The following is a 21,163-nucleotide window of genomic DNA, read 5'->3' as shown; positions in this document are numbered from 1 at the left end:
CTAGCACTATGATACTCAAGAATCATAAGGCGCGATTCCAGTGTCATGCTGTGTCGTGACGTTTTTCAACGGAGAGCACCCGCTTTTCCGATCGTGACCTTGTGTGTGCTGCGTCCAACGGGGGGAATAACATACATGGGCCGCAGGCATCTTTCGACCCACCATCACGTCGCCTTCAAGCCGAACTCTGCTGATCAATGCGCCGCGTCCCAAACGCGATCGTCATCTTTTGCGCCGCCCGCCTGCTTCATCTCGGCACTGGCGCTGGGGCTGGTCATCGGAGGCGGCGCTACGGCCGGCGCACCCGGAAGCTGCACGTCATCGGTCCCCGGCGTGGACCTGACATGCACCGGGACGGTCACCAACCCATCCGCCTTCACGGCGACATCGGCGTTCGCGATCCGTATCGGCACGACCACTCCAACCGTATCAACCGCTGAGATCACGCAGGGCAGCGGGTTTGCTGGCATCAAGATCAACGCCGGCGATCACGGCGGCACCGTCAATATGACGACAGGATCATCGATCTTCGTTCAGGCGGGCTCTGGCTCAAGCCGAAACGGCCTCGTTATCGCGAGCGGCGCGACGAGCGCCAGGACTTACACGGTCAATATCGATGGCTCGATTACATCGGCCGCCGCCCAGGGCGACGGCGTGCGCCTGGAAGGAACCAGTCATTCGATATTCGATGTCACCTTTGGACGGAACGCGGTCATCGGCGGCGGAACCGGCGACGATGGCGTGATGGTGACGGGCGCTCAAAGCCTGCTGCTGAAGAACTATGGCATTCTGCAAGGCGGGAGCGGTCAGCCGACGTCGGGCGGAGAAGGAATTAACGTCGGCAACGGCACGCGAATTGCCTCTCAAGGCGTGACCATAGAAAACCACGGCACGATTACCGGGACCGGAAATGCAGGCATCGCCGGCGGGCAGGGCATCACCGTTTTTGGTGACGGCGATGTCTCTATCGAAAACGGCCGCCGGGGAGACATTACCGGAGCCACGCAAGGCATCCGCGTCGAGGCGGACGGCGACGTCACGATTACGAATAGAGGACATATCGAAGGCAAATCAAAATCCGGCGTGGAAGTTGCTGATGGCGATACCGTCAGAATCAAGAATAGCAGCGCGCATACGATCGAAGGCGCAACCAATGGCGTCGACGTCCATGACGTGGATGACGTCAACATCGACAACGATCATGGCCATATCGTCGGACACAATGGCGACGGCGTGCGCATCGAGGATATCGACGGGGATGTCTCGGTGCAGAACCGGTTCGGCTTCTCCGGTTGGGGTGCTGCGCGGATCACAGGATCCGACGACGGCGTATCCATCACCGATGTCGAGGGCCGCGCGTCGGTTGACAACCGCTTCGGCGGAAAGATTACAGGCCTCAACGGCGATGGCGTCCATGTTCGCGACGTCGACGAGAGCGTCACGGTCGATAACTCGGTCTTCGGCAGCATTCGCGGGCGAGAGGACGGCGTAAACGTCAGGGACGCTGGCGATGACGTCGTTATTCGCAACAGCTTTGGCGGCTCGATCTCCGGGCGCAGAGGCGACGGCATCGATATCCGCGACGTCCGCGACGATGTCTCGATTTCGAATACTTTCGGCGGAAAAATATCGGGTCGCGACAATGGTATCTCCGTCGATGACGTGCGCGATAACGTCGACATCGACAACAGGTTTGGCGGCAGCATCACGGGGCGAAGCGATGGCGGCGTTCACGCTCGCGACGTCCGCGGCGATGTCACGGTGTTGAACGGATTCGGCGGCCGCATCGTGGGCGGCGACGACGGCGTCGACGTCCAGGATGTCCGTGGCGATGTCACTGTCAGCAACGCCTTCGGCAGCAGTATTTCCGGACAAAGAGGAGACGGCGTTAAAGTTGAAGACGTTCGAGACGACGTCCGCATCGACAATCGGGTCAACGGTGAAATCAAAGGCCACGACGACGGCATTCACGTCGAGGATGTTCGCGACCATGTCACGGTCGACAACAGCTTCGGCGGGCTCATCGTGGGTTACCACGACGATGGTATCGATATCGACGATGTTCGCCGCGATGTCGAAATCCTGAACCGTTTCGGCGGCGAAATTTCCGGCCGTGACAACGGCATCAAGGTCACCGACGTCGATGACGACGTGAGCATCGATAACCGCTTCGGCGGCAAGATCACCGGCCAGCGCGGCGACGGCCTGCGTATCGACGATATTGACGGATATGTGTCCGCCAAAAACAGCTTTGGCGGTAAAATATCAGGAGATGACGACGGACTTCATATCGCCAATGTCGAAGACGGAGTTAGAATCGACAATCGCTTCGGCGGCTCGATCTCCGGACGAGACGACGACGGCATCGATGTGCGCGACGTCGACGGCAGCGTGCGGATCGACAATCGCTTTGGCGGCAACATTACCGGCGAAGACAACGGCGTGAAAGTCCACGACGTCGATGGCAGCGTCCGGATTTCCAACAGCTTCGGCGGTAAAATTCGCGGCGATCGCGACAACGGCGTCGATATCGATGATGTCGACGGCAATGTCCGGATCGATAATCGCTTCGGCGGCTCGATCTCGGGCCGCAATGACGGCGTGCACGCCGATGATGTCGATGGCAACGTCACGATCGATAACGGCAGCGGTTCTATCCGCGGCCGCAGGGGCGACGGCATCGACGTCTCCGCAAATGGAAACGTCACCGTTAATAACGGCTGGCGCGGGCGCATCACGGGAGCGGACAGCGCCATCAAGATTGACGCGCAGTCGGCCGAAATCAACTCGGCTGGTTTGATCCGTGGTTCGGGCAATGGCGACGCGACGATCAAGCTGAAAACCAAGGACGGCGCGACGATCAATAACGATCGCGGTGGCCGGATCGTCGGGCGACATTACGACCCGGACGATCTGATCGTCGAAGCGCAGGGCGGAGCGGTCACGATCAACAATGACGGCACGATGCTCGGCCGCATCGATCTCTCCGGCGCGGGAGATACCGATGGGGGCAACGTCTTCAACAACGCAAGCGATCACAGTTGGACGTTTATCGGAACCAGCAATTTGGGTAATGGTCTCGCGGACGTCTTCAATAACACCGGCACGGTGTTTACGACCGACCCCAACGCGCCGGAGAACAATGATCTGACGGAGCTTGCCGGCGTTGAAATTTTCAACAACGGAAGTTTGACCACGACCGGAACGATCGATCTGCAAGATGGATTTACCGGCGACGTCACCACGCTAACACCGACGAACGGCGGCAGCCTGGTGTTCAATGGTGAGACGGGCCACAGCTATCTGAAGGTCGATAGTTTTCTCGGCTCCTCGTCGAATTCGAGCTCCGACCAGTTGGTTATCAACGGCGACGTGTCGGGACGCACGCTGATCGATGTCAACAACGTCAATCCGGGATTCGGCTCCTACAATCCCCTCGGCATCGAGGTTGTTCGAGCCTCCGGAGACATATCGGCGCAGAATTTTGCTCTCCTGAATGGGCCGATCGACACCGGTCTCTTTGATTACAATCTGTATCTCAACGACTCGAACGAGTGGGTGCTGGCGAGTGCGCCGAACCGCACGTTCGCCGAGCTTCCGAGCCTTGTGTCGGCGGCGCAATCGATGTGGCACGATGCGTCCGGCGTCTGGCTAGACCGGACGGCCGACCTTCGCGTCGCGGTTCAGCAGCCATGCGTTTCGGAAGGTCTGAAAGGACCGGCTGTAACCTGCGCCAAACCCGCAACGTCGGGAGCGTGGATCAAAGGCTTGGGCGCAACGGAATCTCGCACGCCTGAGCACTCGGTTTCACTGCTCGGAACGCGCAATAGTTACAAGACGGACTACGATCAAAGCGGCGGCGGAGTCGTGGCCGGCTACGATATCGTGGTGCGTGCCAATGACGGTCAGGGAATTTGGCTCGCCGGCGTCATGGGCGGATACCTTAGGTCGGTGGTCGATTTCGAGAGCTCGGCGACGCGTGCCGATTTCGAGGGCGGTGCGGTCGGCGGCTATGTCACCTATCTCAAAGGCCCGTGGTTCCTCGATGCCAAGCTGATGGCAAATATCGGCAACGTCGATTATCGTGGATCGTTTGGCGAGAAAGACAATGCCGGCGTAACCTCGATCGGCGGGGTGCTCGATACGGGCTATCGCATCGATCGCGGACAGTATTTCATCGAGCCTGGCGCGACGCTGGCCTATGTCAACTCCGACATCGACAGCCTCTCCATTTATGGAACGTCGGTAAACTTCGCAAACGGCGATAGTCTGAGAGGCCGGCTGGGTGTGCGTCTTGGAACGACCGTTCAAGACGAGCGCGCAAAGTATGAGCCGTTCGTCGGCGTCAGCGCCTGGTACGAGTTCCTCGCCGGCAACACCGCGAACGTCGCGAGCGGAGGCTACGTTGTCCAATCCACAGACAGCCTGACCGGCGCTATCGGCGAAGTCACGGGCGGCGTGAACGTCTACAGCCTCGCGGATAGCGGCGTCAGTGGCTTCGTCAAAGGCAATTTCGAGTTTGGGAAAGACGACTACCTCGGCTTTGGAGGAAGCGTCGGTATGCGCGTCGCCTGGTGAGTGACGAAGCGCCGTTGCCGGAGAGACGCGCGTCTCTCCCTCCCTCTCCGGCAACGAACTTCATTGCACAACGCGTAATGCGCACATTGACGATCACAACTTCAAGTAGTAATTAGATGCTAGAATTAGTCATTTAGTGATAAGTGCATAACGCCAGAGTGTAGTGGCGTGCGTTGCGAGTATGGCGAAGTTGTGTGAGATCCGGCCCTAAATGACCGGAACGGAGTGACGTGCGTATCTGATTGCGCGGAGCTGAAATGGTTCAGACGCTTGAAGGACTGGTGGTTGCGATTCCTGCGGCGGCAACGACGACGGGATCGGCTGTCGGAAGATTGGTCGCTGCCGAGCAAGGCGAGTTGATTTTGGGAGCCGCGACGGCAGCCCAGCTCAAATCGGTTGAGAGATCGATCCAGCCCGGCGAGATCGCTTATGGCGTTCAGGTCGATCTTGAGCACGCGAAATCCGTCGATGAGTATTTCAAGATTGCGATCGGACAATTCGGACGTATCGATGCGATCATTCTGGAAACAAAATTTCCAGTGCGATCGACTTTGATCGAGAAATCGATCGGTTCGGGCGTGCGGCGGCTACTTTACTGTCTTGATGCCGCCCTTCGTTATTGCACTGGCGATCTCCACGTCGTCACTATTTCGCCGGACGCGGATCGATATGCCATTCCCGTCGCAAGCGCCTTTCTTGGCGGTCGGCTCGCGACGCGCAAGACGCCGGCCTCACCTGCGCCGACCGTGCGCATGTCCGTCATCTCGCCTGCTGGCCGCGCGGTTTCCGATGACGGAACGTTGGCGCGGACGGTTGTCCATGTTTTGCGAGAGCCCAGAAATGTGGACGTAACAGAAACCGTTTTATGGCAGCGGCCTCAGAAGTCGGACAGGCGATCGAAGCTGGCTGCGACGCGGTCAAAAATTATGTTGCCGAGTTGACAACAATCTTGCGATGACGTCGACTGAGAGTCAGCGGCGATGCCCCGATGGCGGCAGCAAATTCAGTTGATTTGCGAGATTTGCTGCCCGCGTGCGATTTGGCAAATGCAACTTTTGCAACACGGCGGTCACGTGTCGCTTTACCGTATTCAGCGAGCACGACAGTTCCTCGGAAATCTCGAGATTGCTCTTACCGGCGGCAACGAGCAGAAGCACCTCGCGCTGCCTTGGGCTCAAGCTGTCTATGTCGGGGTGGGCTTGATACGCGCGCTGAGGTTCCGCGAATTGGCTCACGAGCGCTTTCGAGATCGTATCCTGGAGTAACGCCGGATTCAGCGTCACCGGCATTGGCCACGCATCATCCGCCGTGTCGTGACGCGCCCATGCGGAAACATCGACGTGCATGAGAACCGCGCCGCTTCCAGCTTCCGGACTGACCGGGACGCCCAGAACGACGACCACGTTCTTGCCGCGTGGTGCGCGTGACGAAATCACAAAGGAGGTGATGGTCCGTTTGCGCCTCAGCAGCGCCTGCACGTCGGCGCGGCTGTCTTCATCGTCACAATAATCGAAATAGGAGTCGCCGACGGAGAAACGTCCAAGGACAGAATTGGTATCGCGGTTCGACTGACTTGCATGAGCGGGCTGACCTCCAGCCGCAAACTGGCTGCCATGCATTTGGATGCCGGTTATGACGCCGCGACTGTCAATGAGCACGACGTGGACGGGCGGCTCTCGCAAGTCGGATTTGTGCGCGGTCATCTTTGCCTCGGGGCGTATCTTGGCAGGCATCAGGCCTGACGTTGAAATGCTAGATCTCGGACTAGTATCCGTGCACTATACCTTTGTCGTCAGGCCGTGCACCCGGTTGGCTTAGCCAAGTTGGACCGGCAGCGCTAGCGCTCGGTCCAAGAGATTTGTGCACCTCGCGGCGCGACGAGCATTTCCCCACGTGCAACGGCAAACGCAAGCACAGCGAAGATTGATCGCGGTATCAGTGCAACAACCACAAGTTGATTTTTACAACATCGAGCAGCTGCGTGACAACACGCGCGCGAATCGCAGACCCGGCGATCAGCCGAACCACGCAAGTTTTCGCGAATGAGACTTTCGCGGCCGGTCACGCCACTTTCATCGACTTCATCGCCGCCAAACGGTCGATAGCGCCCGTTGCAAGCTCTTGAGCGGCAATGAGCACCCGCTCATGACGTGAGCTCTCCGCCAGATGCAGGTAAGCGTCGGCGAGATATTCGCTGAGCGCAACAATGTCCTCGTTGCGGTCTGACGGCAGCCCGACGATCGAGAGCTTCTGCTGCGTGATGCTTTCCAGGGCTTCGAGCTTGGTCGCCGCGTCGCGCGATACCGCCACAAAATGTTGAAGAGCGCTTCCATTTGTCGTGCGGTTGTCACGGTCCTCGATGAGAAGCGCCAGGCGACGTTCGGTGGCAGCTAGAGTGCCAAGCGTCGCCACCTCTGCCTTTGCGGCACGTCGATTTGAATGGAAGGAGAGGCGCCGCTCTTGCCGCAGCAGCGAGACGTGCTCCAGTTGCTCGCGCGCCATCCGTTCCGCGGCTTGCCTGACCTCTCCGTCGGCATGCGCTGCAACATAAGTCCAAAACATAAATGATCGCTCTTCATATCGCACCGCGATTGCAAAGGCGCGATACGGCGTCATCAGGCTGGATTGGGCAATTTCTTCCGGCGAGACGTCGAAACTCTCCGGTATCGGCCACGGAGATTCCGTTGCGACAGCCGTGCCTTTGTGATCTGCCGCCCATTCGGCGACACGATCGACATGGTCGCGCTCGAATTTCGCCAGAAGATCGAAGATATAGGCCAACGGTAGTGAATTCTGCTTCCGCAGCGCGTTGGCCGTTTCTGTGTAATGCCGAACGGCGTCCGCTTCCATCGCGCGTGCCAGCGCGAAGAACTCCCCCATGGAATGGAGGTGACCGGCCGGCTCTGATTTTAGGGACGACATTATGTCCTCGTGCAACCACGTTACTCTGAGCGCTCGACAACGCCCCACGTTTGAGGCAAATCAAATCGGTCCCCGATATTTCCCACTATCCGGAGAACGTTGGGAGGATCCTTGTGATCGCAAAACTAACACGTTGGGTCCGCGTGGCGATAGTTGCCTGCGGTTTTCTCGCTTGGATATCGCCGGCGGTCGCGCAGTCGAAGCTCATGGAGTTTGCGGTGCACGCTGCGCCGCGAGATTTCTTTCCGAAAGCGACCCGTTTTGGGACGCCGCAGGGCGAGCCTCCCATGCTTCCCGTATATGCTGGCGAAACCCTCGCCGGTTACGTTTACCTCACCACTGATTTCACGAGCGCCGTCGGATATTCCGGCAAACCGATACGAATTCTTGTCGGCATCGATCCCCAAGGCGTTTTGACCGGATTCAAGCTGGTCGAGCACAAAGAACCGATCGTGCTTGTTGGCGTGCCGGAGCCGCGCGTCGTCGGAGCCTTGAATAAGCTTATCGGTGCGCGGGTCGGGCTTATCGCGTCGGGCAGCCAGCAGCCGCCCCAGGTGGATATCGTCAGCGGTGCGACCGTGACCGTTCTTGTCATGGCCGACAGCGTCGTGCGCTCCGCCGTGCGTCTCGTCAAAAGCGGCCGTCTGTCACCTGGGGACGCGGCAGCTGCAACTCCTGAAGCGGCGGCGACGGAAACGAGATCTGTCGATCCAGCCCAGAAAGAAATTCGCGACTGGCAAAGTCTCGTCGGCGATGGCTCCGTGCGGCGTCTGACGCTGTCCGTCGCGGAGATCAACAGCGCCTTCGAAAAATCCGACAACAAAGAAGCTGCGGCTTATCCTGAGGAAGGAAAGCCCGACGATACCTTCATCGATCTTTATGCAGCACTTGTGACAGCCCCGGTCATCGGAAAAAGCCTCCTCGGCGATTCTGTCTATGAGCGTCTGCAAAAACGCTTGAAGCCCGGCCAGCAGGCCGTGTTGATCGCGGGTAACGGGCTCTACTCCTTTAAAGGGTCCGGCTACGTTCGCGGCGGCATTTTCGATCGGATAGAGTTTGAGCAGGGCGGGTCTGGCGTACGCTTTCGCGACCGCAATCACGAGAGGCTTGGCGACCTCGCGGCTGCCGGTGCCCCGGTGCTGCATGAGATCGGATTGTTCACGGTACCGCCTGATTTCGCGTTCGATCCGACGGAACCCTGGGATCTCCGGCTCTTGGTGCAGCGTGCGACCGGCACGCGCGAAAAAGCCTTCCTCACGTTCGATCTCCCTTACACGTTGCCCGATCGATATATTCGTCGCGAAAAAATCCAGCCGCCAGCTGCAAACCCCGCAGCTTCCAGTAAAGCAGACGTCGCCGCGGCGGCTACGGCCGCTTCGGCTGCAGCCGAGGTCGGCGACGAGCCGCTCTGGAAACAGATGTGGCGACGCGAGACAGGGTCGATTGCGATCACGTTGGTTGCCCTCGTGATTCTTACCGGCATTTTCTTTTTCCAGAATGCACTCGTCAGACGGCCGGTCTTTTACACGTGGCTTCGTCGCGGGTTCCTTACCTTTACGCTTGTCTGGCTCGGCTGGTACGCCAACGCGCAGCTGTCCGTCGTCAACGTTCTGACATTCACGAACGCGCTCGTTACCGGCTTCAGCTGGGAATACTTCCTGATGGCGCCGCTGATCTTCATTCTATGGTCAGCGGTGGCGATTTCGCTGCTGTTCTGGGGGCGCGGACCGTTCTGCGGCTGGCTGTGTCCGTTCGGCGCGCTGCAAGAGCTGATGAACTCCGCCGCCAAGGCGGTTGGCATTCCGCAGCTGCGCGTCGCGTGGAATCTGCATGAGCGGTTGTGGCCGGTCAAATACGTCATCTTTCTCGTTATCTTCGGCGTGTCGCTCTATTCCATCGGCGCCGCCGAACACCTCGCCGAAGTCGAGCCGTTCAAGACTGCGATCATTCTGAAATTCATGCGCGAGTGGCCGTTCGTACTTTTTGCGGTTGCTCTGCTGTCGGTTGGCCTCTTCGTCGAACGTTTTTTCTGCCGCTACCTTTGTCCACTGGGAGCCGCGCTCGCAATACCCGGACGCATGCGCATGTTCGAGTGGCTGCGCAGATGGCCGGAATGCGGCTCGCCCTGCCAGCGTTGCGCCAACGAATGTCCTGTCCAGTCCATCCATCCGGAGGGACACATCAACGTCAACGAGTGCATTTATTGCATGCACTGTCAGGAGCTTTACTACGACGACCACCGTTGCCCGCACATGATCCAAGTGCGGCTGAAGCGCGAGCGGAGCGCAGCTCTCTCGTCGCCTTCGACTCAAAATCCCCCGACGAAGTCGGTGCGACCACTCATCAGCTACGTCGGAAAGATCGTGAAATCCTAGTCGGCGATAGACACGCCATTTTTGACGTGAGGAGGTTTCCATGACCAGCAAGAAAGACACGAAAGGCCTGACACGGCGCGACATGCTTGGACAGACAAGCGTGATCGCCGCTGCCGGTGTAACCGGCATTGCAGGAGGAATGGGCGTTTCCGAGACCATGGGCCGAGCGAATGCTCAGGGGGCAGCCCATAGCAAAATCGAAGTCGCACCTGGCGATCTCGACGAATACTACGTGTTCTTCTCCAGCGGCCAGTGCGGGGAGCTGCGCATCGTCGGCCTTCCCTCGATGCGTGAATTGATGCGCGTGCCGGTCTTTAACCGCTGCAGCGCCACCGGATGGGGCCAGACCAACGAAAGCCTCAAGATTCTAACGGAGAATCTCACTCCGGAATCACGCGAGTTCCTCAAGAGCCGCGGCGGCACCTATATGAACGGCGACCTCCACCATCCGCACATCTCGTTTACAGACGGCACCTACGACGGCCGCTACGCCTTCATGAACGACAAGGCTAACACGCGCGTTGCCCGCGTGCGGCTCGACGTGATGAAGTGCGATAAGATCATTCAGCTGCCGAACCAGCACACGGTGCATGGCCTGCGCGTGCAGAAATATCCGCGCACGGGTTATGTATTCTGCAACGGCGAAGACGGCGTGCCGCTGCCCAACGACGGCAAGATTCTCAACGATCCGAAAGAATATCACTCGATCTTCACCGCAATCGACGGCGACACGATGAAGGTGGCGTGGCAGGTCATCGTCGACGGCAATCTCGACAACGTCGACGCCGACTATCAGGGCAAATACGCATTTTCCACCTGCTACAACTCCGAAGGCGGCGTCACGCTTGCCGAGATGACCGCCAACGAGCAGGACTGGCTCACGGTCTTCAACATCAAGCGCATCGAAGAAGCCGTGAAGAAAGGCGACTTCAAGGAAATGGGCGGCGTACCGGTCATCGACGGCCGCAAAGGTTCGCCGTATACGCGCTACATCCCGGTTTCCAACGGTCCGCACGGCATCAACACCGCGCCGGATGGTATTCACGTGATCGCCAACGGCAAGCTGTCGCCGACCTGCACCGTGTTCGACGTGCGCAAGTTCGACGACCTGTTCGATGACAAGATCAAGCTCCGCGACACCGTCGTTGCCGAGCCCGAGCTTGGCCTCGGACCGCTACACACCGCCTATGACGGCAAAGGCAACGCCTACACGACGCTGTTCATCGATAGCCAGATCTGCAAGTGGAACATCGATCTCGCCAAGCGGGCGTACAAGGGTGAGAAGGTCAATCCGATCATCCAGAAGCTCGACGTTCAGTATCAGCCCGGCCACAACCATTCCTCCATGGGTCAGACCAAGGATGCTGATGGAAAATGGCTGATCTCGCTGAACAAGTTTTCGAAGGATCGCTTCCTGAATGTCGGCCCGCTGAAACCTGAAAACGATCAGCTCATCGACATCTCTGGCGATAAGATGATCCTGGTGCATGACGGCCCGAGCTTTGCCGAGCCGCACGACGCCACCATCGTTCATCGCTCCAAGATCAATCCGGTCTCGATCTGGGATCGCGCCGACGTGTTCTTCTCTGATGCCATCAAGCAAGCCAAGGCCGACGGCATCGACCTGGAGAACGATTCGAAGGTGATCCGTGACGGCAACAAGGTGCGCGTCTACATGACGTCGACCGCGCCGACGTTCGGCTTGACCGATTTCCAGGTCAAACAGGGCGATGAGGTGACCGTCTATGTCACCAACATCGATGCCGTCGAAGACCTCACCCACGGCTTCACCATCGTCAACTACGGTGTTGCCATGGAAGTCGCGCCGCAAGCGACGGCCTCCGTGACCTTCACCGCCGACCGGGCTGGCGTGCACTGGTACTATTGCCAGTGGTTCTGCCACGCCATGCACATGGAAATGAAGGGTCGCATGTTCGTCGAGCCTCACGGCGTCTGAGCAAGGATACGAGGTGAACCTTATCCTTCGCACGCTCACGGCACTGCTCGTCGTCGCGGGATTTTCCCGTGACGCCGGCGCTGCCACCATCGGCGCCACGCCGGCGCGGCCGCTGCAGGCCGTCGTGGAGCAGGCGCAGGATGGGGACGTCGTGGAACTTGCTCCCGGAGATTATCGCGGCCGGCTCCGGATCGAGCGACCTATTTCTATCGTCGCAAAATCCGGGGCGACCGTCATCGGTGATGGCGAGGGGAGCGTCATCACCGTGACCGCGCCCGACGTTACGATCAGCGGACTGACGATCAGAGGCTCTGGACGCAGTCTTCAGGCGATGGACTCGGCGGTATTTCTCGCAAAGACCGCCGCGCGCGCTCGTGTGGAAGACAATCGCCTCGAAGGCAACCTGTTCGGCGTTTACGTGCACGGCGCAACAGACGCGCAAGTTCTCGGCAACGTCATCGAGGGACTTCGTGACATTCGCATTTCCGATGCCGGCAACGGCATTTCCGTCTGGAATTCGCCCGGCGCCAAGATCATCAACAACGATATTCGTTTCGGCCGCGACGGCATCTTGGCCAATACCAGCCGCAACAATGTCTTCAGCAAGAATCGCTTCCGCGACCTGCGCTTCGCCATCCATTATATGTACACCAACGACAGCGAAGTGAGCGACAACGTCTCGGTTGGCAACACCGTCGGCTTCGCGATCATGTTTTCGCATCACCTTCGCGTGCATGGGAATGTGTCCGATGGAGACCGGGATCACGGTCTGCTGCTCAACTCAGCCAATCATTCCGAGATATCGGGAAACCTGGTGCGCGGCCGCCTGCAACCGCAACAGCGTTGGCTAAGCTCGGGTGTGGCCGGAAAAACAGAGAGTGAGATCGGGTTCCCGGGGCGCGATGAAGGCGCGGCGTCGCTCGCGAAAGGTGCCCGCCTGGGGCCGGAAAAGTGTGTCTTCATCTACAACGCCAACAAGAACCGATTTGTCGACAACCGCTTTGAGGGCTGCGAAATCGGAATTCATTTCACGGCTGGGTCCGAAGGTAACGAGATGGTCGGTAACGCGTTTATCGGCAACCGCAATCAGGTGAAATACGTCGGCACCCGCTATCTCGACTGGTCGAAAAACGGACGCGGAAATTTCTGGAGCGACAACCCCGCGTTCGATCTCGATGGCGATGGTATCGCCGACTCGCCTTACCGCCCGAACGACATCATCGATAAAGTTTTGTGGACCGCCCCGGAGGCTAAAGTCCTGGTCAACAGTCCGGCCGTGCAGATCATTCGCTGGGCGCAAGCGCGCTTCCCCGCAATTCTTCCCGGCGGCGTCGTCGATACTCATCCGCTGATGGCGCCGCCGCCGCTGCCTGCTCACACATATGACGAAGGAATGCGGCCGTGACATCCATCGTCGAACTTGAGCACATCGAAAAGCGATACGGCGCCATCGCGGCCGTCAACGACGTCTCCTTCACGCTGCAGCCGGGTGAATCCGTTGCGTTGATCGGCCATAACGGCGCCGGCAAGACGACGCTCTTCAAGATGATGCTCGGTCTTTCGCGTCCGACTGCGGGCAACATCCGCGTGCTCGGCGATCATCCGGCTGCCGGAGAGTTCGCGGCGCGCAAGCGGCTCGGCTATCTGCCCGAGAGCGTATCGTTCAACGGCGCGCTGACCGGCCGCGAGGTGTTGTCGTTTTATGCCCGCCTCAAGGACGCGCCGTTAGCGAAAATCGACGGTCTGCTCGAACGCGTCGGCCTCACCGTCGCGTCAAAACGGCCGATACGCACGTACTCGAAAGGCATGCGCCAGCGGCTCGGCTTGATCCAGGCGCTTTTCGGCGACCCGTTGCTGCTTCTCCTTGATGAGCCAACCACAGGACTCGATCCGGCGCTGCGGCTGGAATTCTACGAGATCGTGCAAGAACTCCAGCAGCAGGGCGCGACGGTCGTGCTCTCGTCGCACGCGCTGACGGAACTCGAGGAACGCGCCCGCCGCATCATCATTCTGAATGGCGGACGAATGGTTGCGAACGGCTCCATCGATGAGTTGCGCAAGCTCGCGGGACTGCCGATCAAAATTCGTGTTACCGTCGCGTCGGGAAAAGCGGAAAAACTTTCCGCACTTGTTGGGCCGGTCCCGAACTGGCGCGAGATCAACGGCCATATCGTCGAATTCGACGCGGCTCCCGGCGCAAAGATCGAACTCATTCGCCGCGCGACCGATGCAACAGGCCCGGCCGAGGACGTCGCGATCCTCCAGCCGACGCTTGACGATCTCTATGCGCACTTCTTGCGCCGCCACGGCGAGGCAGCATGAACAACATCGTGCTCATCGCCTGGAAGGAAATTCAGGAGTGCCTGCGCAATCGCTGGGTCGTCGCGATGACCTTGCTCCTTGCAGCACTGGCGCTGTCGCTGACGTTTCTTGGCAGCGCGCCCACCGGCAACGTCGGAACGTCCGCGCTCGACATCGTGATCGTCAGCCTGTCGAGCTTGACGATCTTCGTCGTGCCGCTTGTCGCGCTGTTGATTTCGCACGATGCGATCGTTGGCGAGATGGAGCGCGGCACGATGCTGCTGCTGCTGAGCTACCCGGTGAGCCGCCTCCAGGTTCTGCTCGGTAAGTTCGTGGGGCACCTGTCCGTGCTGACGTTCGCAACGGTTTTCGGCTACGGCGCAGCCGCCATCGCGCTGTTGATATCGGGAGCTGAGATCAGCTCTGGAAGCTGGGTCGCCTTCGCCAACATGATCCTGACATCGATTTTGCTTGGCGCCGTCTTCATCGCCATCGGCTATCTGATCAGCGCGCTCGTGCGGGAGCGCGCGACGGCCGCCGGTATCGCGATTGGGATCTGGCTCCTGCTCGTGGTTCTTTTCGACATGGCCTTGCTCGGCGCGCTTGCGGTGGATCAGGGCCGCACGATTTCTTCCGCCGCGTTGAGCAGCATGCTGCTCTTCAACCCGACGGATGTGTATCGCCTTTTCAATCTGGCCGGAGCTGAGAACGTCAGCGTACTGACCAATATGTCCGGCGTCGCGAACCAGGCCGGTCTCAGCCCTCTCGTGTTGCTCGCGACGCTTGTCGTCTGGGTGTTGGTGCCGCTGACGCTCGCGGGACTGTCCTTCTCGCGGAGGGAGCTGTGATGCGAGCCTGGATGATCGGCGTCATGCTGTCGTTGAGCTTCGCCCTAGCGGGTTACCGCGAGAAGGCGAGCGAGGCGCTGCCTCCGCCGCAGCATCTGACCGCCGACGCGACAGGCCACTACTGCGGCATGGCTCTGGCCGAACATCCAGGTCCCAAGGGCCAGATCATCCTCGCTAGCCGCCGCGACCCGGTGTGGTTTTCCTCGGCACGTGACGCGTTCGCCTTCACGATCCTCGCCGAGGAATCCAAGGACGTCCGTGCGATCTACGTGTCCGACATGGGCAAAGCACCGAACTGGGACAAACCTGGGGAGGACAACTGGCTCGACGCACATCAGGCATTTTTCGTCGTCGGCAGCCGCAAGCAAAGCGGCATGGGCGCATCTGAAACCGTGCCGTTCTCGGATCGTGCCGCAGCCGACAAGTTTGCCGAGAGCAACGGCGGCCGGGTTTTATCGTTTTCCGAAGTGCCGCCCGATTACGTGCTGGCGTCGGATGCCGGAGCCGAGGCCACTCATCCGTCCGAAGCCAGCGGTTCGCCCTAGGAGCGCAATATGACGAGCTATCCCTCGCGGCGAAAATTCGTGACCATCACGGCGGCCGCCGCCGGCATGGGCCTTCTGCCGTTCGGCGCAGCGCGCGGCGACGATCACGCGACAATGGTCGAATGGCAAGGCGTCTCGCTCGGTAGCGTCGCAACGATCCGCCTCTATCACCCCGATCGCGAGGTAGGCCGCCGCCTGATCGAACGCGTGGTCGCCGAAGCGCGCCGCCTCGAGATGATTTTCACGCTCTATGAGACCGATTCCGTTCTTTGCGATCTCAATCGCCGGGGCGTGCTTGCCGCGCCGCCTGCGGAACTCGTGGATGTGCTGCAGCAGTGCGACCGCGCTTGGCACGTGACGGGAGGCGTCTTCGATCCGACCGTGCAGCCGCTCTGGACCTTCTATTACAAGCATTTCGCCGAAGTCGGAGAGACGTCGCCGCCGCCTGCCGACAAGCTCGCTCAGTCCCTGCAACTCGTCGGCTGGCCTAAAGTAAAAGTCAGCCGGGATCAGATCGTTTTTGAAAAGCCCGGCATGGCATTGACGCTCAACGGCATCGCGCAAGGCTATATCACCGACCGCGTCGTTGACCTGCTGCGCGAGGCGGGTCTTGAAAGCTGCCTCGTCGATATGGGCGAAATTCGTGCCCTCGGTGCGCATCCGGATGGCAAGCCTTGGAACGCTGCGCTGCAAGGGCCGATCGATACCGCGAAGCAGCCGGCCACGGTCGACCTCGTCAACAAGGCGGTTGCGACATCGGCCGCCAACGGATTTCAATTTGATAAGTCCGGACAGTCGAACCACATCTTCAATCCGGTGACTGGACGCTGCGCCGATCCTGCGCGGGCTTTGTCCGTCATCAGCGACACGGCGGCGTTCGCCGATGCGCTGTCGACGGCGTGCGCCCTCATGGAAGACCGGCAGATTGTCGAATTGCTGAAACGTGCGGGCGGAAACCGCGCTTTTGTGTCGACTGCGGCTGGAACGGTAGAGCTATAGCGGTTCGCGAGACTTGCCGTCGCGGCGGAAGCGGGCGGCAATCGTCTCCCAGCACGCACCGATGCCGACGAGCGCAACGATCAGAAGCAGTCCGACAACCATTTGGATGATGGTGAAGTTCGGTGCGTCTCGCGCAACGAAGACAGCCGCGATGAGCGCCGAGAGAAACATGATCGGGCGAACGAGCAAGTTGAGCACGACGGCCTCCCGGATTTGCAACTTTACCGGGTCATTTTAGTCGGCCCCGCCGAGCCGGCGTTTGACTGATGTCAACGCAGCCGCGGAGCGCAGCCACGTAGAGCGGCGATGATGGTCCCAGCGGTACGCTGCCGAAGAAGCGTACCGCCAGTCTCGTCTCGAATAAAATTCAAACGTCAGTTCTCGACCACACCCTCAAGTGCGTAATGCTTGATCGTGTTGCGGTTTTTGATCAGTTCGTCGATGCTCGGTTCGCCCTTCAGCGCGCGAGCGATCGCCAATTTCATCGCCTCGTAATTGGTTCGGTAGAGATCTTTCTTGTCGAGTTCGGCGTGACCGGCACAGCGTGGATCGAGCCACACCGTCACCACGATGCAAAGATCATCAACGGCGTCCTTAGGGATGACGCCGTCGGAAACGCTGTCTACGACGGCATCCGCGATGGCGCCCTGCACCACGCCGCCAAACAAGTCGATGTATTCAGCCGACGTGATGGTGACCTTGGACGTCATCATCGTTGCGGGACGCGCCAGCTGGTTGAGATCGCGGATCGCGAAGAAGCGCGTGTGCCCAACGGATTGACCCATCATGCCCGCGAATGCGTGGCCGACGGGACCGTTGACCGAGCCAATGAGCACTTCCGGCATGGCATCGGTGTACTGGCCTTCGGCGGCGAGAACCGTCGCTTCGCCTGCTTTGAAAATAATGTTCGTCATGGGTTTCTCCGAAGAATGGTGCATTCGTAAACGTTCGTCTGCAGACGGATGACATCGCGCGTCGTCCATGCATGCGGGTTGAATTGGAGCAGCCAGGCCCGAATAGCAAGCCCGCAAAATCGCGAGACTCGATCGCCGTCAAGTTGCGAAAAAACTGTCGTCAACGAAGTTGAATGAGGTCAACGGTTACATTTGTGTGACGCTTGTCGCGGATTGCGCACCTACGAATTTCGCATCATCGAGCACTTGGGGCATCGGCAGCGTCTAGCCAGATGAATCTCAAAATATTCGGGGCCGTAGTCATATGAAATTTCTTCGCCAGGCTCGATGGCGCGGAGCGCGAAGATATAGACACGACGCCTGTAAATTTTGATCTCGCAGTTCGGCGCACACGAGTGGTTGACGAAGCGAGCGACATTCGCCGGTATGTTCCCGTCGATCATGCTCGTATTGCTCGTCCAGAAAAGATACTTTCCGCGATTTTCTTTCATCTGCTTGGTCGTGGCGGGGCGCCCGAGATATTCGATGATGCACGAACCCTTCCGTATTCGTTCTTGAGTAAACAGACCTCTGCCACTGTGCGAGCGGTGGACGGTAAGATGAAAGGGAGCAGGCACGAAGCGTTGCTTCATCGCGAGGACCATGCTTCGTTTTTTATCACTCCGGCGTCCCTATGATGAGATCAGGTGCAGCATCAAGCGGAAAATCGACGTGCAATTCGTTGGGATGCCAAATCGAACTGAATACGGAAGGTTCTGTTGGCGCCGGACATTGGCAATGGAACCGCGTGGCACGCGAGGGAGACGGAGCGCGCGAGCCGTCGACAGGAAATCGGCGAGAGCGATGCCGGCAGGGCGAACATCGTGTTCTGATCAATCGGTCTCAAATGCGCGGCGATTGGGATGGATCAGGATGTTGCAAATCCGTGGTTCCGCAGTCGGCGAACGTCAATCGGTTTCTGCGTGGCGAAGATGGCTGGGATGCCAGGGTTCGAACCTGGGAATGGCGGAATCAAAATCCGCTGCCTTACCACTTGGCTACATCCCATCATGCCGTTTGGAAAACCGGTGCCAGAGCCACGGCGGAGCGGCACCATAATCAGTCGTCGCAGGGGCGGCAATGGTGCGTGGCAAAGCGCCACCAGCGGCCTGTGGAGTGTTAGCCAGCAGCGCGGACATCAGGTCCGTGGCGCGGCATATGGACTTGGCTCGCCAATGTAATCCGGTGCTTGCGGCCCTCCCGACAGCCCGCTATAACGCCCTCTCTCGGGTGCCTCACCATCTCGCGCGCCGGAGAGAAAAAGCCTAAACTCAGGCTGACGGTCGGGCGGAGCGTAGCGCAGCCTGGTAGCGCACTTGCTTCGGGAGCAAGGGGTCGGAGGTTCGAATCCTCTCGCTCCGACCAGTCTTTTCAATAACTTGGCGTTTCCCCGATACAACGCGGCCAAAGACATCGCCCCAGAAGCACCGTGTCTCGCTGGAATGGCGCGCGATCACAGCTCGCTCGCGTCGTCGGATGAAACCTCATCCGGGCCGCCGAGCAAGTCCAGATCGAGCCCCTCGATCTCTTGCAGACTGCGTCCGGCGATGCCCTGCAGGTCGCCATACATGCCGACGGTCGATTCAATGACGCCCCTGATCTGAGCTTCGCGCTTGGCCCAGAGCCGCGTCATCGCTTTGCGCTCGCGTTCGAGATCGGCCTGCATGTCGGAGATTTTCTCGACGATGGCTTCGACGCGCTGGCGAAAGCGTGGGCCGGTCAGATACTGGTAGACCAGCTCGACCTTCGTTTTCTGGCCGTCGCCGGAATCGCGCGCCATCGCAAGCTCGATCAGCGACTGGCGCAGCGCGACGGCGACGGCCATCGCGCAACGCGTCTCGGCAACCCAAACGCCGTCGATCAAATCGAATGCGACGACGCCTTTCGGGAGCGCGCTGGTGATCAGCAGGGCGACCTCGGCTTTTGCCGCGCGCTGATCCTCGCGGAGCTTCGCGAGCCAACCATCGCTAAAATTCTTGGTGCGCTTCAATTCCCAGAGAATGGTGCCGCAGGTCTGGTTCTGCGAACCGATGACGCGATGCAGGACATCGCCGCCGAATTCGCCCTTCGGCACCGGCTCGATCGTGTCTCTCGGAAAGCGCGAGCGTAGCAGCGATTCAAGCTCCAGCTCCAGCACTTCACCCTGCAATTGCTGCGAGCCTTGCTCGGCGCGGCGCTTCAGATCCTCGATCTGTTTGCGCATGCCGTCCATCTGCTGTTCTTTTTCAGCCATGCGCAGCTTCAGACCGTCTTCGGCATCGAGCTTTGCCTTGTCACGAACTGCGACGAGGGACGCCTGCACTTTTTTCTCGACCGTCAGATCGAGTTCGCGGCGCGCATCGTCCAGGTCCCGCTGCTTGCGGAGCAGATCGGCTTGCGCCTTCTGCGCTTCCTCAAGTTTGACGTCGCGGTCTTTCAGAACGTCTTGAAGCTCGCTGATCTCCTTCGCCTTGCGATCGAGATCGCCCGCCGTGCGAAGCTTGGCCTTCTGCGCTTCCTCGGCGGCGATGGTTTCGCGTTCGGTTTGCAGACGTGCCCTGATCTGCTCTTCGATCGACGCCTTCTGACGTTCTATTTCCGCCTGGCGATCGCGAAGCGTGGCCTCGCGCGCCCCGATCGCCTGTTCTTTGTCGGCAATGATTTTCTCATACCGCTGGCGTGTCGCCGCGATCAGCGGACCGGCGAGAGATTCGTTGAGCTTGATCTCGGTGCTGCAGTTCGGGCAGGTAATGGTCGGATCGCTCATTCTTTTCCCCTCACGGCAGGCTTACGGATCGTATTGCTTCGATTCGAACGGCAAAATCACGCAAGACGGCATTTGCCTCGAATAGAGACACGGATGGCCCGACGCTCAGCGCTTCGCCGTGTACGCCAGAAAGGCGATCAGCGCGTCGATCTCGGCATCCGGAATTTTGTCGGCGCCAAATCCCATCATCTGCTGGCCGGGCCACGTGCGCACGGATTTCGGGTCTCGGATCAGGGCATGAATTCCGGCGGACGTCATGTACGTCGTCACGTTCATCGGCCTGCCGAGGTCCGGCCCGGTGTCGCTTTCCCCGGCACCGTTCAGGCGATGACAGGGAATGCAATTCTTGATGAAGGACGCTTGTCCGACGCGCTCCTTGGCATCGCCGGGCAGAGCCGGATCGATGCCAAGCTGCCCCCAGCGGCTGACCGGGTCTTCGACGCCGGTCAACGCGGCGAGCGCATACGGCCACTGCTCGTTGCCGACGGCGGAGCGTTCCGGATTCTGCCAGACGAGATAGAACGGTCCGGCGCTCGCTTGCTTGCCGGGCAGGTTCGGCCACGGCGCCTTCGGCTCTTCGATCGCGATCCAGGCGACGGAGCCGCCTGACGCGCCCTGCATCACCAGCGAAACCGGGATCTGTGAAACGAAGCCGTCCTTGGCCCGCGCTTCGATGGTGTGGAAACCAAGTTTTCCCACATCTCCGATCAGACCGATCAGCGGCACCGCGCGATACGTCATGGCGCGGCGGTATGAGACGTCGGCCGGGATCGTGATCGTTTGCGCGTCGGGTCTGATGAGCAGCTCGTGCGCGCTGAGACTGAGCACGCCCTTGCCGAACGAGAACGCGAGGATGTTCTCTTTCGCTGCAAGCGGCGCGATGTTCAGCACGGTGATGACGAAAAGCGCCAGGGATCTGATCAGCATGAGGTCTCGCGG

General features: G+C 59.7%; 16 protein-coding genes and 2 tRNA genes. 10 read left to right on the top strand and 8 right to left on the bottom strand.

Annotated features, from left to right (window positions below; genetic code table 11):
- The first annotated feature begins 135 nt into the window (after nt 1–135).
- Together WC026_RS02095 and WC026_RS02090 are read left to right on the top strand one after the other, a co-directional pair.
- Nucleotides 136–4,578 (top strand): autotransporter domain-containing protein, encoded by a 4,443-nt coding sequence (locus WC026_RS02095; protein WP_372709148.1) that lies wholly within the window; start codon nt 136–138, stop codon nt 4,576–4,578.
- Nucleotides 4,579–4,835: 257 nt separating this feature from the next.
- A complete protein-coding gene (locus WC026_RS02090) occupies nt 4,836–5,519 on the top strand; it encodes a hypothetical protein (RefSeq protein WP_372709147.1) in 684 nt (227 codons plus the stop codon).
- A 30-nt stretch (nt 5,520–5,549) separates the two neighbouring features.
- On the opposite strand, the gene WC026_RS02085 is transcribed toward WC026_RS02090, so the two are convergent.
- The gene (locus WC026_RS02085; RefSeq protein WP_372709146.1) at nt 5,550–6,281 is read right to left on the bottom strand and encodes a response regulator transcription factor; all 732 of its coding nucleotides are present in this window, start codon (nt 6,279–6,281) and stop codon (nt 5,550–5,552) included.
- A 358-nt stretch (nt 6,282–6,639) separates the two neighbouring features.
- Nucleotides 6,640–7,500 (bottom strand): ferritin family protein, encoded by an 861-nt coding sequence (locus tag WC026_RS02080; protein ID WP_372709145.1) that lies wholly within the window; start codon nt 7,498–7,500, stop codon nt 6,640–6,642.
- 113 nt (nt 7,501–7,613) lie between these two features.
- Between WC026_RS02080 and WC026_RS02075 the strand changes: the two genes are divergently transcribed.
- Genes WC026_RS02075 through WC026_RS02045 form a run of 7 tightly spaced genes read left to right on the top strand, consistent with a single transcriptional unit; the run spans nt 7,614 to nt 16,525 of the window.
- A complete protein-coding gene (locus tag WC026_RS02075; RefSeq protein WP_372709144.1) occupies nt 7,614–9,875 on the top strand; it encodes a 4Fe-4S binding protein in 2,262 nt (753 codons plus the stop codon).
- A 40-nt stretch (nt 9,876–9,915) separates the two neighbouring features.
- On the top strand, nt 9,916–11,832 hold the full coding sequence (gene nosZ, locus WC026_RS02070; protein ID WP_372709143.1) for a TAT-dependent nitrous-oxide reductase: 1,917 nt from the start codon (nt 9,916–9,918) through the stop codon (nt 11,830–11,832).
- Nucleotides 11,833–11,845: 13 nt separating this feature from the next.
- Entirely contained in the window at nt 11,846–13,237 is a 1,392-nt protein-coding gene (locus WC026_RS02065) for a nitrous oxide reductase family maturation protein NosD (protein ID WP_372709142.1), read from the top strand.
- Entirely contained in the window at nt 13,234–14,154 is a 921-nt protein-coding gene (locus WC026_RS02060) for an ABC transporter ATP-binding protein (protein ID WP_372709141.1), read from the top strand. Before WC026_RS02065 ends, WC026_RS02060 begins: the two co-directional genes overlap by 4 nt.
- Nucleotides 14,151–14,981: an ABC transporter permease subunit gene (locus WC026_RS02055; RefSeq protein ID WP_372709140.1), complete on the top strand. Its 831-nt coding sequence runs from the start codon at nt 14,151–14,153 to the stop codon at nt 14,979–14,981. The genes WC026_RS02060 and WC026_RS02055 overlap by 4 nt, the downstream gene beginning before the upstream one ends.
- Nucleotides 14,981–15,526, top strand: a complete 546-nt coding sequence (locus WC026_RS02050) for a nitrous oxide reductase accessory protein NosL (RefSeq protein WP_372709139.1) — start codon at nt 14,981–14,983, stop codon at nt 15,524–15,526. Before WC026_RS02055 ends, WC026_RS02050 begins: the two co-directional genes overlap by 1 nt.
- A 9-nt stretch (nt 15,527–15,535) precedes the next feature.
- A complete protein-coding gene (locus WC026_RS02045; protein ID WP_372709138.1) occupies nt 15,536–16,525 on the top strand; it encodes an FAD:protein FMN transferase in 990 nt (329 codons plus the stop codon).
- Here WC026_RS02045 and WC026_RS02040 read toward each other — a convergent pair.
- The 4 genes from WC026_RS02040 to WC026_RS02025 form a co-directional block, all read right to left on the bottom strand.
- Entirely contained in the window at nt 16,520–16,723 is a 204-nt protein-coding gene (locus tag WC026_RS02040; RefSeq protein WP_372709137.1) for a hypothetical protein, read from the bottom strand. The genes WC026_RS02045 and WC026_RS02040 overlap by 6 nt on opposite strands.
- A 176-nt stretch (nt 16,724–16,899) precedes the next feature.
- The gene (gene fae / locus WC026_RS02035; RefSeq protein WP_372709136.1) at nt 16,900–17,439 is read right to left on the bottom strand and encodes a formaldehyde-activating enzyme; all 540 of its coding nucleotides are present in this window, start codon (nt 17,437–17,439) and stop codon (nt 16,900–16,902) included.
- 221 nt (nt 17,440–17,660) lie between these two features.
- Nucleotides 17,661–18,083, bottom strand: coding sequence for an SET domain-containing protein (locus WC026_RS02030; RefSeq protein WP_372709135.1), 423 nt, complete (start codon nt 18,081–18,083; stop codon nt 17,661–17,663).
- A gap of 328 nt (nt 18,084–18,411) precedes the next feature.
- Nucleotides 18,412–18,486 (bottom strand) — tRNA-Gln (locus WC026_RS02025).
- A gap of 280 nt (nt 18,487–18,766) precedes the next feature.
- Here WC026_RS02025 and WC026_RS02020 point away from each other — a divergent pair.
- Nucleotides 18,767–18,843: transfer RNA gene (locus WC026_RS02020), tRNA-Pro, on the top strand.
- A gap of 88 nt (nt 18,844–18,931) precedes the next feature.
- On the opposite strand, the gene WC026_RS02015 is transcribed toward WC026_RS02020, so the two are convergent.
- Together WC026_RS02015 and WC026_RS02010 are read right to left on the bottom strand one after the other, a co-directional pair.
- A complete protein-coding gene (locus WC026_RS02015) occupies nt 18,932–20,224 on the bottom strand; it encodes a DUF2130 domain-containing protein (RefSeq protein WP_372709134.1) in 1,293 nt (430 codons plus the stop codon).
- Between the two features lie 105 nt (nt 20,225–20,329).
- Entirely contained in the window at nt 20,330–21,151 is an 822-nt protein-coding gene (locus tag WC026_RS02010) for a cytochrome c (protein WP_372709133.1), read from the bottom strand.
- Between the last annotated feature and the right edge of the window lie 12 nt (nt 21,152–21,163).

It is taken from the genome of Hyphomicrobium sp. (genome assembly GCF_041674905.1).
GTDB lineage: Bacteria > Pseudomonadota > Alphaproteobacteria > Rhizobiales > Hyphomicrobiaceae > Hyphomicrobium_B.
This window is presented reverse-complemented; position numbering and strand designations above follow the sequence as displayed.